Source organism: Dactylosporangium maewongense (assembly GCF_039531485.1).
Lineage (GTDB): Bacteria > Actinomycetota > Actinomycetes > Mycobacteriales > Micromonosporaceae > Dactylosporangium > Dactylosporangium maewongense.
Map to the genome: position 1 here is coordinate 127,436 of NZ_BAAAQD010000005.1, position 13,070 is coordinate 140,505.

11 protein-coding genes and 4 tRNA genes are annotated in these 13,070 nt (G+C 71.0%); 6 read left to right on the forward strand and 9 right to left on the reverse strand.

The genetic code is table 11. The features are described 5' to 3' along the window. Positions 1 to 89 precede the first annotated feature (89 nt). The 6 genes from ABD332_RS14840 to ABD332_RS14865 all read right to left on the reverse strand — a co-directional run bounded on the left by ABD332_RS14840 (position 90) and on the right by ABD332_RS14865 (position 2,555). Positions 90 to 165: transfer RNA gene (locus ABD332_RS14840), tRNA-Asp, on the reverse strand. 57 nt (positions 166 to 222) lie between these two features. Then, positions 223 to 293 (reverse strand) — tRNA-Gln (locus ABD332_RS14845). 12 nt (positions 294 to 305) lie between these two features. Beyond that, positions 306 to 378 (reverse strand) — tRNA-Pro (locus ABD332_RS14850). Positions 379 to 418: 40 nt separating this feature from the next. Then, positions 419 to 491, reverse strand: a tRNA-Trp gene (locus ABD332_RS14855). Positions 492 to 744: 253 nt separating this feature from the next. Beyond that, positions 745 to 1,644: an N-acetylmuramic acid 6-phosphate etherase gene (gene murQ / locus ABD332_RS14860; protein ID WP_344502456.1), complete on the reverse strand. Its 900-nt coding sequence runs from the start codon at positions 1,642 to 1,644 to the stop codon at positions 745 to 747. After that, positions 1,641 to 2,555: a MurR/RpiR family transcriptional regulator gene (locus ABD332_RS14865; protein ID WP_344502457.1), complete on the reverse strand. Its 915-nt coding sequence runs from the start codon at positions 2,553 to 2,555 to the stop codon at positions 1,641 to 1,643. The genes murQ and ABD332_RS14865 overlap by 4 nt, the downstream gene beginning before the upstream one ends. Positions 2,556 to 2,608: 53 nt before the next feature. Between ABD332_RS14865 and ABD332_RS14870 the strand changes: the two genes are divergently transcribed. From ABD332_RS14870 to ABD332_RS14890, 5 genes are all read left to right on the forward strand, one after another. Further along, complete coding sequence (locus ABD332_RS14870; protein ID WP_344502458.1) at positions 2,609 to 3,604, forward strand: N-acetylglucosamine kinase; 996 nt, start codon at positions 2,609 to 2,611, stop codon at positions 3,602 to 3,604. A gap of 105 nt (positions 3,605 to 3,709) precedes the next feature. Continuing rightward, positions 3,710 to 5,122, forward strand: a complete 1,413-nt coding sequence (gene ngcE / locus ABD332_RS14875; protein WP_344502459.1) for an N-acetylglucosamine/diacetylchitobiose ABC transporter substrate-binding protein — start codon at positions 3,710 to 3,712, stop codon at positions 5,120 to 5,122. A gap of 3 nt (positions 5,123 to 5,125) precedes the next feature. Then, a complete protein-coding gene (locus ABD332_RS14880) occupies positions 5,126 to 6,034 on the forward strand; it encodes a carbohydrate ABC transporter permease (RefSeq protein ID WP_344502460.1) in 909 nt (302 codons plus the stop codon). Then, positions 6,031 to 6,873 (forward strand): carbohydrate ABC transporter permease, encoded by an 843-nt coding sequence (locus tag ABD332_RS14885; protein ID WP_344502461.1) that lies wholly within the window; start codon positions 6,031 to 6,033, stop codon positions 6,871 to 6,873. Before ABD332_RS14880 ends, ABD332_RS14885 begins: the two co-directional genes overlap by 4 nt. Positions 6,874 to 6,922: 49 nt before the next feature. Then, positions 6,923 to 8,416: a dolichyl-phosphate-mannose--protein mannosyltransferase gene (locus ABD332_RS14890; protein ID WP_344502462.1), complete on the forward strand. Its 1,494-nt coding sequence runs from the start codon at positions 6,923 to 6,925 to the stop codon at positions 8,414 to 8,416. A 1,068-nt stretch (positions 8,417 to 9,484) separates the two neighbouring features. Here ABD332_RS14890 and ABD332_RS14895 read toward each other — a convergent pair. From ABD332_RS14895 to ABD332_RS14905, 3 genes are read right to left on the reverse strand one after another with little or no spacing between them, the layout of a single operon-like run. Then, on the reverse strand, positions 9,485 to 10,387 hold the full coding sequence (locus ABD332_RS14895; protein WP_344502463.1) for a GlxA family transcriptional regulator: 903 nt from the start codon (positions 10,385 to 10,387) through the stop codon (positions 9,485 to 9,487). Then, positions 10,387 to 10,959: an isochorismatase family protein gene (locus tag ABD332_RS14900; protein WP_344502464.1), complete on the reverse strand. Its 573-nt coding sequence runs from the start codon at positions 10,957 to 10,959 to the stop codon at positions 10,387 to 10,389. The genes ABD332_RS14895 and ABD332_RS14900 overlap by 1 nt, the downstream gene beginning before the upstream one ends. Continuing rightward, positions 10,956 to 12,209 (reverse strand): MFS transporter, encoded by a 1,254-nt coding sequence (locus ABD332_RS14905; RefSeq protein WP_344502465.1) that lies wholly within the window; start codon positions 12,207 to 12,209, stop codon positions 10,956 to 10,958. Before ABD332_RS14905 ends, ABD332_RS14900 begins: the two co-directional genes overlap by 4 nt. Positions 12,210 to 12,284: 75 nt before the next feature. Here ABD332_RS14905 and ABD332_RS14910 point away from each other — a divergent pair, with 75 nt between their 5' ends. Further along, a complete protein-coding gene (locus ABD332_RS14910; protein WP_344502467.1) occupies positions 12,285 to 13,070 on the forward strand; it encodes a class I SAM-dependent methyltransferase in 786 nt (261 codons plus the stop codon).

Consider the following 13,070-nt stretch of genomic DNA (forward strand, 5'->3'; position numbering starts at 1 on the left):
TGGAACGCGTGGACCGACTCGGGATCGAACCGAGCAGGCGAGGATTGCAAATCGACGCTGCACACCAGTGCTCAGCCCAGAGAACTGCGCGCCCTGTACGGGATTTGAACCCGTGAATCTCCGCCTTGACAGGGCGGCGTCCACTCCTGACTGGACCGACAGGGCTTGCGTACCCGGCGCGACGCCTCTTCCGTTGGGCTGTCCGGGCATGTCGTACAAAAGCTGGGAGCGGAGGATTCGAACCCCCACAGCGAGGACCAAAACCTCGTGGCCTGCCGTTAGCCGAGCTCCCAAAAAACGCAGAGTCGGGAGCCGGGGAATCGAACCCCGCGCTTCCTGGTCCCAAACCAGGTCCGGTCACCAAGCCGGTCGCTCCCGAAGCGAATGCCATCCACTGTGGAGTTGTCAAAGCACAACGCAGGGGCGACAGGATTCGAACCTGCAGCCGTCGGTTTTGGAGACCGGTGCTCAACCAGTTGAGCTACGCCCCTATGAGAAAAGAAAACCGCCCGGTCCCTGGAGGGGGCGGGCGGTGGGGAGGCTGAAGAATCTAGCCTCGGCACCATCCCGCGGTGTGCGGCATGTCGGCCCAGTGCGCGACGGGGGCCATGGGCAGCGCGGCAGCGCGCGCCGGCGCTTGCGGTGCGGTCCAGTGGCTCATCATCGTGACTCCCGGGATCTGTCGTTGTTGACATGGACAACGATAGGCGCGCGCCGACGCGCTGCCAATCGATTAAAGGCGGATTACAGCGCGTCCAGGGCACGGTGGACGACGCCGCCGGCGGCGCGCAGGGCGCGGCGGGCCGAGTCGACGTCGACGCGGGCGAGCAGGGTCACCAGTGCCACCTTGGCCTCGTCGCCGGCGGCGGTGAGCGCGGCCTGGCACGCGTCGGCGGGCAGTCCGGTGGCCTGGACCAGCATGCGGACCTGCCGCACCCGCAGCTTGGCGTTGCTGGCGACCATGTCGGTCATGAGGTTGCTGTACGTGCGGCCGAGGCGCACCATCACGGCGGTCGACAGCGCGTTGAGGACGAGCTTCTGCGCGGTGCCGGCCTTCATGCGGGTGGAGCCGGTGACGACCTCGGGGCCGGTGTCGACGGCGAGGTGGATGTCGGCGTACTCGGCGAGGGCGGCGTTGGGGTTGGCGGAGAGCAGGACGGTGCGCGCGCCGCGGTCGCGGGCGGCCCGCAGCGCGCCGCCGACGAACGGGGTGCCGCCGCTGGCGGTGACGCCGAGCGCGACGTCGCCGGCCGTGAGCACGCCGCCGGCGGTCGAGAAGCCGGTCTCCGCGTCGTCCTCGGCCGCCTCGACCGCGTCGGTGAGGGCGCGGGTGCCGCCGGCGAGGTGGGCGACGACGTGGCCGGGCTCCACACCGTACGTGGGGCGCAGCTCCGTCGCGTCGAGGACGGCCATCCGGCCGGACGTGCCGGCGCCGAAGTAGTGCAGCCGGTGCCCGGAGCGCAGCGCGTCGACGCAGTCGTCGACGGCCTCGGCGAGATCGGGGAGCACGGCGGCGACCGCGGCGGCGACGGTCGCGTCCTCGGCGTTGATCAGCTCGAGGATCTGCAGGGTGGGCAGCTGGTCGATCTGGTGGGACCGCGCGTTGCGTTCCTCCGTCGGGGCGATCGGCGGCGAGACGGTCACCAGGGTCCCCGCTCCGGTCGCACCCGCCGGCTGCGGACCGCTTCTCGGGTTTTCTCCACGGCCGCCTTCGTCTGTGCGTACGTCTTCTGCGCGACGCCGACGAACACGCAGTCGACGACGGTGAGCTGCGCGAGCCGGCTCGCCATCGCCCCGGACCGGAACGTGGTCTCGCGGGCCGCGGTGGTGAGGGTCAGGTCGGCGATGCGGGTGATCGGCGACTTGGGGAAGTTGGTGAGCGCGACGGTCGTGGCGCCGCGCCGGCCGGCCTCGCCGAAGGCCTCGATGGTGTCGACGGTCGTGCCGGTGTGGGAGATCCCGATGGCCACGTCGCGCTCGTCGAGCAGCGCCGCGCTGGTGAGCGCCAGATGCAGGTCCGACCAGGTGTAGGCGACGAGCCCGACGCGGTGCAGCTTCATCTGGAAGTCGCGGGCGACGAACGCGCTGGCGCCGACGCCGTAGATGTCGACCCGGCGGGCGGCGGCGACCGCGTCGATGACCCGCTGCAGGATCTCCAGGTCGAGCTGGGCGGCGGTGTCCTCGACGGCGCGGGCGTCGGCGAAGGCGATCGTCTTGACGACGGTGGCGAGGTCGTCGGTCTGGCTGATGTCGCTGCCGGGCGCCTCGCCCGGGGCTCCGTCGTCCTGCGCCCGCCCCGCCTCCGCCGCGAGCCGCAGCCGCAGCTCCGGATAGCCGGAGAAGCCGATCGCGCGGCAGAACCGGATGACGGTCGTCTCCGACGTCTCGGCCCGCTTCGACAGCTCCGTGATGGTCAACTGGGCGGCGGTGGCGGATTCGTCGGCGACGATCCGTCCGACTCGCTGCTCCGCCGGGGAAAGCGAGGGCAGCAGCCCCCGGATCTTCACCGCGGTGGACGTGGCGCCGCCCTCGGCGGACTGCCGGCTCACCTTCATGTGGGAAAGTTTCCGTTCTCACGCGCTTTTCGTCAATGCAGTACGGTGTTCCGGTGCGAGCACCCCTGGTAGTCGGCGTGGACGCGGGCGCCACCAGCACCCGTTGCGTCGTCGCCACCCTCGACGGCGAGGTCCTCGGCCGTGGTCGCGCGGCCGGCGCCAACCGGAACTCCAGCGGGGGCCGCCCGGCGCAGGCCCTGGAGCAGGCACTCCGCCAGGCACTCAACGGTATCGACCCGGCCGCCGTGGCGTCCGGGGTGGTCGGCACGGCCGGCGCCGCGGCCGCCGGGCGGGCCGAGGCCCGGGAGGCGGCCGAGGAAGCCTGGCGGGCGGCCGGCGCGGCCGGGACGCTCCGCAGTGTCACGGACCTCGAGGTCGCGTTCGCCGCCGGCACCCCGGACCGCGACGGCCTGCTGCTGCTGTGCGGCACCGGCGCCGCGGCGGTGGCGTTCCGCGACGGCACGCCGTACAGGCGCTGCGACGGTTACGGATGGCTGCTCGGCGACGAGGGGTCGGCGGTGTGGCAGGGCCGCCAGGCGCTGCGGGCGGTGCTGCGCGCCCTGGACGGCCGCGGCCCCGCGACCAGGCTCACCGGACCCGTGACGGAGGCCCTCGGGGCGGACGCCGCCGCGGACCCGGAGGAGCACGCGCAGGCGTTGATCAGGGTGGCGTACCGGCAGCCGCCCGCCGCGCTCGGTCTCCTGGCGCCCCTCGTCGGGCGGGCCGCGCTGGACGACGACGCGGTCGCGTGCGAGGTCGTGTACGAGGCCGCCGGGCACCTGCTGCACGCCCTCGACACGGCCGCCGGCGCACCCGGGGAGCGGGCGCGGCCGGTCGTGCTCGCGGGCTCCGTGCTGCTCACCGAGGGCCCGGTCGCGGACCTGGTACGGGAAGGGGTCCGGCTGCGGTTCCGGGTCGAGCCCGCCGAGGCCCGCGACGGCGCAGCCGGCGCGGCCGCCCTCGCGATCGCCGCCCTCACCGGGGCGCCGGTGGCTCCCGCCGTACACACGCGGCTGACGGCACCGGGCAACGATTTCGTCAATATTTGAGCCGAACCCCTGGCAGGAACCTTCCTACTCTTGAAACTTCCGTTGGAAACCTTCATTCTCGATCCAACGAGCGCCCCCTCGACCCCCAACGAAGGAGCACGACGGATGAACACGCTGACCCGCAGGGGCGTCCTGCAGACTGCGGCCACAGCCGGTCTGCTGGCCACCGCCCCGGCCGCGCTGAGCGCCTGTGCCACGAGCGATGGCGGCGGGGACTCCAAGGCCGCCCAGGGTGACAAGAGCAACGTCAACCCGCTCGGCGTGAAGGAGGACGCCCCGCTCGAGGTCGTCATCTTCAATGGCGGCTTCGGCGAGGACTACGCCAAGGCCCACGAGGCCATGTACAAGGAGAAGTACCCGAAGGCGGAGATCAAGCACTCCGCCACCCAGGAGATCGGCAAGACGCTGCAGCCGCGGTTCGTCGACGGCAGCCCGCCCGACATGATCAACAACTCCGGCGCCGCCCAGATCGACTTCAACGGGCTCGTCTCGCAGAACGCGCTCACCGACCTCGCCCCGCTGCTCGACGCGCCGAGCCTCGACATCGCCGGCAAGAAGGTCCGCGACACGCTGCTGCCGGGCGCGCTGCTGCCGGGCACCTACAACGGCAAGGTGTTCGCGCTCAACTACGCCTATACCGCCTACGGCATCTGGTACGACGAGAAGCTCCTCGCCGACAAGGGCTGGCAGTACCCGAAGACGTGGGACGAGATGATCGCCCTCTGCAAGACCATCAAGGCGGCCGGCATCGCGCCGTGGACGTACCAGGGCAAGCACCCGCGGTACATGAGCTGGCCCATCCTGTCCGCGGCGGCGAAGCTGGCCGGCCCGGAGGTCCTGCTCGCCATCGACAACCTCGAGCCCAACGCGTGGAAGCACGAGGCGATCAAGACCGCCGCCGACGCGTACTCGCAGCTCGCCCGCGACGGCTTCATCCTGCCGGGCTCCGAGGGCCTGGACCACATCCAGTCGCAGACCGAGTGGTCGAAGGGCAACGCCGTCTTCATCTCCTGCGGTTCGTGGCTGGAGAGCGAGCAGAAGAAGGTCACGCCGCCCGCGTTCAAGATGGCGATCGCGCCGACGCCGAGCCTGAGCAGCGGCGACAAGCTGCCGTTCGAGGCGCTGCGGGGGACCGCCGGCGAGCCGTACATCGTGCCCGCGAAGGCCAAGAACGCCAACGGCGGCATGGAGCTGATGCGCATCATGCTGTCGAAGAAGGGCGCCGCGGACTTCACCCGCAAGACCTCGAGCCTGACCTGCGTCGCGGGCGCCGAGGAGGGCGTCGAGCTGCCGCCCGGCCTCACCAGCGTCACGAAGGCGCTCAAGGCGTCCGGCGACAAGGGCTTCAACTGGGTGTACAACTCCTTCTACCGCAAGCTGGAGCGCAACCTCGTCGACGCGGCCTGCGGCGACCTGTTCACCAATCGGATCAACGCCCAGCAGTTCGTGGAGGCGTGCCAGAAGGGCGCCGACGAGATCGCCAAGGACACCTCGATCACGAAGTACAAGCGGAGCTGACCCATGCGGCACGGTCGGCGCCTGTTCGTGCTCACGTTCCTCGTACCGCCGCTGGCGCTGTACGCCGTGTTCGTCATCTCGCCCTACCTGCAGGCGTTCCAGATCTCGCTGACCAACTGGCGGGGGCTGTCGCCGGAGTACGAGTACGTGGGGCCGGAGAACTTCAGCCGGCTCCTGCAGGACCACTACGTGTGGAACGCGCTGAAGAACAACGCCATCATCCTCGTGGCACTGCCGGTCGTCACGATCGTGCTGGCGTTGTTCTTCGCCTCGATGCTCAGCGTCGGCGGCCGCTCCGGCAAGGCCGGCGTGCGGGGCGTGCGCGGCGCCGCCTTCTACCGCGTCGTCTACTTCTTCCCCCAGGTGCTGTCGGTGGCGATCATCGGCGTGCTGTGGAAGGAGGTGTACGCGCCGCGCAGCGGCATCCTCAACGGCTTCCTGCGCGCCATCGGGCTCGACGGCCTCGCGAAACCCTGGCTCGGCGACCCGGACCTCGCGTTCTGGTGCGTGCTGGCGGTCATGGTGTGGAGCAACGTCGGCTTCTACGTCGTGCTCTTCAACGCCGCCATGCAGTCGATCCCCCGCGAGATCTACGAGGCGGCGATGCTCGACGGCGCCGAGCGCGGCGAGACCCTGCGCAAGATCACCGTGCCGCTGCTGTGGGACACGATCCAGGTGGCGTGGGTGTACCTCGCGATCCTCGCCATCGACGGCTTCGCCCTGGTGCAGATCATCACCCTGGGCGGCCCGGGCAACAGCTCCGACGTCATCGGCCTGCGCCTGTACGACACGGCGATGGGCGATTACAAGTTCGGCTACGCCTCCGCGATCGGGGTCGCGATGTTCTTCCTGACGCTGTCCATCGCGGTCGTCGCGCTGCGCCTCTCCCGCCGGGATCGGATCGAACTGTGAAAAGCCGCTTCCGTGTCGTCAACGCCTTCTCGCACACCTTCCTCGTCGGCTGGGCCGTGCTCACCACGTTCCCGCTCATCTGGGCGATCCTCAGCGCGTTCAAGGACGACAACGAGATCCTCACCAGCGCCTGGAGCCTGCCGGCCAAGCTGCGCTTCGAGAACTGGAGCCGGGCCTGGACCGAGGCCAGCATCGGCCGGTACTTCCTCAACACGGCGATCGTCGTCGCCGGCGCCCTGGTGGTCACCATGCTCCTCGGTGCGATGGCCGCCTACGTACTGGCGCGGTACACCTTCCGGGGCAGCCGCCTGGTGTACTTCCTGTTCGTCGGCGGCATGATGTTCCCCGTCTTCCTGTCGCTCGTCCCGCTGTTCTTCGTGGTGAAGAACCTCGGCCTGCTCTCCACCCATCTCGGCCTGATCCTGGTGTACAGCGCCTACTCGCTGCCCTTCACCGTCTTCTTCCTCACCGCGTTCTTCCGGACCCTGCCGAGCGAGGTCGCCGAGGCCGCGATGATGGACGGCTGCACGCACTACGGGCTGTTCTTCCGCGTCATGCTGCCGATGGCCCGCCCCGGCCTGATCAGCGTCGGCATCTTCAACCTGCTTGGGCACTGGAACCAGTACGTGCTGCCGATCGTCCTCATGCAGGGCGAGGACGCGGAGAAGCACTGGGTGCTCACGCAGGGCCTCACCGCGCTCGCCATCAACCAGGGCTACGCCGGCGACTACAGCGCCCTCTTCGCCGGCATGGCCATCGCGATGCTGCCCGTGCTCATCCTGTACCTCGTGTTCCAGCGCCAGGTGCAGTCCGGGCTGACCGCCGGCCACCTGAAGTGACTCCCCCGCCGGGGCATCCCGTGAGAGGCGATACACCTACGATCACCGGATGACCTCGCAAGCGCGGACAGTGCCCGACGTCGTACGTCGCCGGCTCACCCCGCCCGGACCCGCCACCCCAGGGTTCTGGCTGGCGGCGATCCTGGTCACCGCGATCGGGCTGCTCCTCCGGATGGTGAACCTGTCCCATCCGAGGGAGCCGATCTTCGACGAGGTCTACTACGCCAACGAGGCGTGGGACCTGCTCCAGCACGGCGTCGAGTGGAACCCCGAGGACAACACCCCGCAGTACGTAGTCCACCCGCCGCTCGGCAAGTGGATGATCGGGCTCGGCGAGCAGATCTTCGGGTACAACTCCTTCGGCTGGCGCATCGCCGCCGTCACGGTCGGCGTCGTGTCGATCCTGCTGATCGTCCTCGCCGCCCGGAAGCTCTTCCGCTCCACGATCCTCGCCGCCACCGCCGGCCTGCTGATGTCCCTGGACGGCATGCACTTCGTCCTCTCGCGGGCCGCGCTGCTGGACATCTTCCTCATGTTCTGGATCGTGGTCGCCTTCTACTTCCTGGTCCTGGACCGCGAGCAGCGGCGCGCCCGGTGGCTGGCCCACCTGGAGTCCGGCTCCTCCCGGGTGCGGCTCGGCGTTCCCTGGTACCGGCTGGCCTGCGCCGTCTCGCTCGGGCTCGCGGCGGGCGTCAAGTGGAGCGCGCTGTGGTACATCCTGCTCTTCGCCGCCGCGATCGTCGTCTTCGACGCCGGAACCCGCCGCACCGCCGGCGTCTCCAACTACGTGAGCACCGCGCTGCTGCGCGACGGCCGGTGGCTCCTCGTGTTCGGCGCGCTCATCGTCGTCACCTACCTCGCCACCTGGACCGGCTGGTTCGCCTCCGACGACGGCTACTTCCGGCACTGGTACGCGCAGGCCCACGGCCTCGGCAGCGACCGCCTCATCGACCCGCTGGTCAACCTGTGGCACTACCACCAGGAGGCGTACGGCTTCCACACCACCCTGGACACCGGGCACCCCTACCAGTCCTGGCCGTGGATGTGGCTGCTGCTGGGCCGCCCCGTCAGCATGTACGTGAACACCGACGGCCCCTGCGACGCCGCCAGCTGCGTCTCCCAGGTGCTGCTGCTCGGCACCCCGGTCCTGTGGTGGTCGTTCCTGCCCGCGCTGGCCGCCCTCACCTGGCTCGCGATCGCCCGCCGCGACGGCCGCGCCTGGCTCATCCTGGCCTGCTCCCTCGCCGGCATCGTCCCCTGGTTCCAGTCCATGCCGGCCCACCGCACGATGTTCTACTTCTACGCCCTGCCCGCCGAGCCCTTCCTGATCCTCGCCGTCGTGTACGTCCTGGGCGCCATCATCGGCCCGCCCCGCCACGTCAACCCCGCCAGCGACCACCGCCTGATCGGCTCAATCGTCGCCGGCGCTTACGTCACCCTGGTCGCCATCTGCTTCGCCTACTTCTACCCCATCTACAGCGCCACCGTGATCACCAACGCCGAATGGCTCTCCCGCATGTGGCTAGGCTCCCGCTGGATATGACCCACCCCCTGCGAGGGGCAGTGGCTAGCCCGGAACAGCGGCTGACCTGGGGGAATGCGACTGATCTCGATGCGGACGCGGGCGTGTCGCGGGAAGCGGTCCGGACCGACAGCCGTTGTTGAGGTTGCAATGTCGCCGCCGTGGGCTGGGAAGGCGCCCGTGGTCGCTTGCTTGCTGAGTGGTGCCACGTGGCGGTGGGGGTCTTCTGCTGTGTCGGGCGGGTTGTGGTCGCGACTGGTGCGACGGCCTCTTCCCGGAGGTCGCGGTGAGCCCGATGCCGAGCGCGGAACCCGAAACCCGACCGCAGCGGGCGCGGTCGCCACAGCCGGAGCCGAGGCCGCAACCGGAGCTGGGACTGGCGCGGAGGCAGGAGCCGGAGGCGGCGGCGTGGGTGGGGCTGGGGTCACCGTCGTGATCGAAGCCGCAGTCGAAGCTGACGCCTCGGCGGCTGCGGGGACCGCGATCCGAGCAGAGGTGGGGGCAGTCGTCCCGCCCGCAGCGGGCGGCGCAGCCCCAGCCGCAGCCAGCGCCACAGCCCGAGGTGCAGCTGGCGGCACAACCCGAGCGGCAGCCAGCGCCACAGCCCGAGGTGCGACCGGCGGCGCAACCCGACTCGCAGTCAGCGACGCAGTCCGAGGGACGGGTGGGGGCGGAGCGGTGGCGGGGTGCGGTACCGACGCCGCAGCGGGATGTGAGAGTGCTGCCGTGGACGGAGGTGGGGCTGTGGGGGCGGCGGCGAGGATGCGGGCGTTGCGGAGGCGGGTCAGGTTCGTGGCGTGGCGGGTGGTCAGGCCGTGGGCGCGGGCTTCGGCGAACTCCGACCTGGCGCGGGAGCGGGCCTCGCGGCGGCGGGCGAACTCGGCTGCGGTGGCGGCGCGGCGGGCGGTGCCGTCCAGCTCGGCGATGGGCAAAGGTGGGCGTGGATCTGGTGCGGACAACGAGAAGTACGGGCGTGGCATTGGCGGCCTCCCCCTGGCCGACGCTTACCTCAATTCTCCCGGCCGCCCAACCCAGCGTCCAGCGCCCACCGCCACCATGCACGTGTTGTGACGGTCGAAGCACCGACCGTCAGAGGCGGGAGCGGAGGCGGCGGAGCATGCGGGCGTCCTCGAAGCCGGCGGCGCGGGCGGCGGACTCGACGGTGGCGCCGTGGCCGATGAGGTGTTCGGCGCGTTCGACCCGCAGGAGCTGCTGGTAGCGCAGCGGGGTCAGGCCGGTGGCGTCGCCGAAGAGGCGGGTGAGGGTGCGTTCGCTGACGCCGGCCGTGGAGGCGAGGTCGCGGAGCGGGAGGCGGTCGGTGAAGCGGGCGTCGATGACGTCCTGGACGCGGTGGACGACGTCGGAGAGGTGGGCGCGGTGGCGGAGCATGGCGCTGTCCTGCGGGTCGTCGCCGTTGCGCCGGGCGTACACGACCATCTCGCGGGCGATCTGGGCGGCGGTGCCCGGGCCGTGGCGCGTGGCGACGAGGTGGAGCGCGAGGTCGATGCCGCTCGCGATGCCAGCGGAGGTGACGACGCGGTCGTCGATGACGAAGAGGACGTCCTTGAGGACCTTGGCGCGTGGGTACCGCGTAGCCAGCCGGTCCTGCAGCAGATGGTGTGTGGTGCACCGGCGGCCGTCCAGGAGACCGGCCTGGCCGAGGGCGTCGGCGCCGGAGCAGACGCTGGCGCAGGTGCCGCCGGCCGCGTGGTGGGCGGCGAGCCAGGTACGGACGGAAACGCTGAGACGGCCGTTCTGCGGGAAGCCGTGGCTGCGCCAGCCGGGCACCACAACCAGGTCGGACGGTGCCAGCGACGGCAGGCCCGTGGTCCGGCGGACCGGCAGGCCCTGGGCGGAGGGGACGTCGTCCTGCTCGGCCGCGTAGTCCAGCTCGTAGTCCAGGCCGAGGTCGCGGGCCGTGGAGAAGACCTGCGCGGGGCCCGCCAGGTCGAGCAGGTGCAGCTGCGGCACGAGCAGGAACACGACCTTCATCAGCCGATGAGCTCCTTCACCGTCGCGATGGTGGCGAAGCGGCCGGCGAGGGCGTACTCGGTGCGGGCGATGACCTCGTCGGTCCGCAGGGTGCGGGGGCTGGCGAGGATCTCGTCGTAGGGCAGGTCGCGCTCGTCGCGGTGCGGGATCGGGAACGTGGCGGTGGCCTCGGTGACGAACGTGACGTCGTAGCCCAGGTCGCCGGCGACGCGGGTGGTGGTCTCGCAGCACAGCTCGGTCTGGATGCCGGTGACGACGAGGTGGCGGATGCCTTCGGTGGTGAGCAGCTGCTGCAGGCCGGTGGTGGTGAACGCGTTCGCGGAGGTCTTGGTGAGGACCGGCTCGTCCGGCAGCGGCTGCAGGCCCTCGATCGGGCGGACGTGGCCGTTGCGCGGGTCGAACACGTTGCCGACCTCGTGGTGCAGGATCCAGATGACGAGGTCGCCGCGGGTACGGGCGGCGTCGATCAACGGGTTGACCGTCGCGACGATGTCGGGGTTGGAGACGGCGGCCCAGCTGGGGCGCTGGCGGAAAGACTCCTGGATGTCGATGACGAGCAGCGCGCTTCTCATGACGACGATCCTGCGCCGCCGGGCGGCTCCGCGACAGGCACGGCCACGCCGGCAACCGGAACGATCTGGTCACGCGAGGAACCGCGCGGAACGGCACCGGACGCTCCGGGCGACGAGAGTCGCAGGGTCAGCCAGTACAGGAGCAGCAACAGCAACGCGAGGGCCAGCAGCGCCGACCCGAGGACGTTGACCCCGGCACGCGCGAGCAGGACGCCGATCGCGGTCGGGACGAGGGCGCCACCGAGCCCGGCGCCGGCGATCTGCAGCCCGATCGCCCGGTCGGCGTGCGCGGCCCCGACGCGGTCGGCGGTGGTGAGCGTGAGCAGCGGGAACACGGGCGCGGCGGCGAAGCCGATGATGCCGAGGCCGGTCGCGGCGAGCCAGCCGGGGCCGGGCAGCGCGACCAGGAACGCACCGGCCGCCATGCCGGCCATGCACCCCACGATGACGCGGTTGACGCCGATCCGGTCGGCGACGGCGCCCTGCACGACGCGGCCGAGGAAGAGCATGGCCCAGTAGCCCGACACGCACACGCCGGCGACCGCGTCGCTCACGCCACGGCCCTCGGTGAGCAGCAGGAACGCCCACAGGCCGGCGCCGGCCTCGACCGCGACGTAGACCCCGAACGCGACCACCTGCACCCACACCACTGGCATCCTGAGGGTGTCCCGGCCGCGTTGTGGCGTCTCGTGTACCGGCACCGGGGCCCTCCCCCAGCTGCGGGCCTTGACGACGAACGAGACCGACAGTGCCAGCTGGGCGGTGGCGACCAGTGCGTACCCGAGGCGCCACGGCGAGCCGCCGCTGATCACGGACGTCATGATGAGCGGTCCGATCGCGACACCGAGGCCGAAGCAGGCGTGCAGCCAGTTCATGTGGCGGGCGTTGAAGTTCGCGGCCGCGTAGGCGTTGAGCCCGGCGTCGATCGCACCGCCGCCGAACCCGCCGAGCAGCGCGCACGGCACGACGAACCAGAGGCTGGGGGCGAGGGCGTACCCGGCGAGGGCGAGGCTCGTCGCGGCGGTGCTGCCGGCGAGCAGCCAGCCGACGCCGACCCGCCCGAGCAGGAACCCGGCGGCGACGCTGGAGGTGAGGTAGCCGGTGGTCGCGGCGACGAGCAGGTAGCCGACGGACTCGGTCGACACGTGGAAGGTGCCGGCCATGAACGGCCAGCCGACGCCGAGGAGGCCGTCGGGGAGCCCGAGGCTGATGAACGCGAAGTAGGCCAGCACGAGCAGCGACGTTCTCACTCCGGCGATCTTACGGTGTCCATTGAATGGGAATCGTCTCCCATTATTAGAGACGAGAATATTAGAGTCTGGGACATGGCCAACAACGTCTACACCCATGGACATCACGAGTCGGTCCTGCGCTCCCACCGCTGGCGCACCGCCGCGAACTCCGCCGCGTACCTGCTGCCGGTGCTCCGGCCGGGCATGACCCTGCTGGACGTCGGCGCCGGCCCCGGCACGATCACCGCCGACCTGGCTTTGGCGGTGGCGCCCGGAGCGGTGACCGCGCTGGAGGCGACCGCGGAGGCACTGGAGGTCACGAAGGCGGGGGTGCGGGGCGTCTCGTACGTGGTCGGCGACGTCCACGCGCTGGACTTCCCCGACGACAGCTTCGACGTGGTGCACGCCCACCAGGTGCTGCAGCACGTCGCGGACCCCGTGCAGGCACTGCGCGAGATGCGCCGGGTGTGCAAGCCCGGCGGTTACGTGGCCGCCCGGGACAGCGACTACGCGGCGTTCACCTGGTTTCCGCAGCTGCCGGAGCTGGACGAGTGGATGGCGCTGTACCAGCGGATGGCCCGCGCCAACAGCGGCGAGCCCGACGCCGGCCGCCGCCTGCTGTCATGGGCGCGCGCGGCGGGCTTCACCGACGTGACGGCGACAGCTTCGACGTGGTGCTTCGCCGACGACGAGGACCGCTCGTGGTGGGGCGGCATGTGGGCGGACCGGGTCCGCGCCTCGGCGATGGCGACGCAGGCCCTGGCCAGCGGCTCGACCCCATCAGACCTGCAGCGCCTCTCGGACGGCTGGCGCACCTGGGCCGCCTCCCCCGACGGCTGGCTCTCCATCCTGCACGGCGAGATCCTGGCCCGGCCGTAA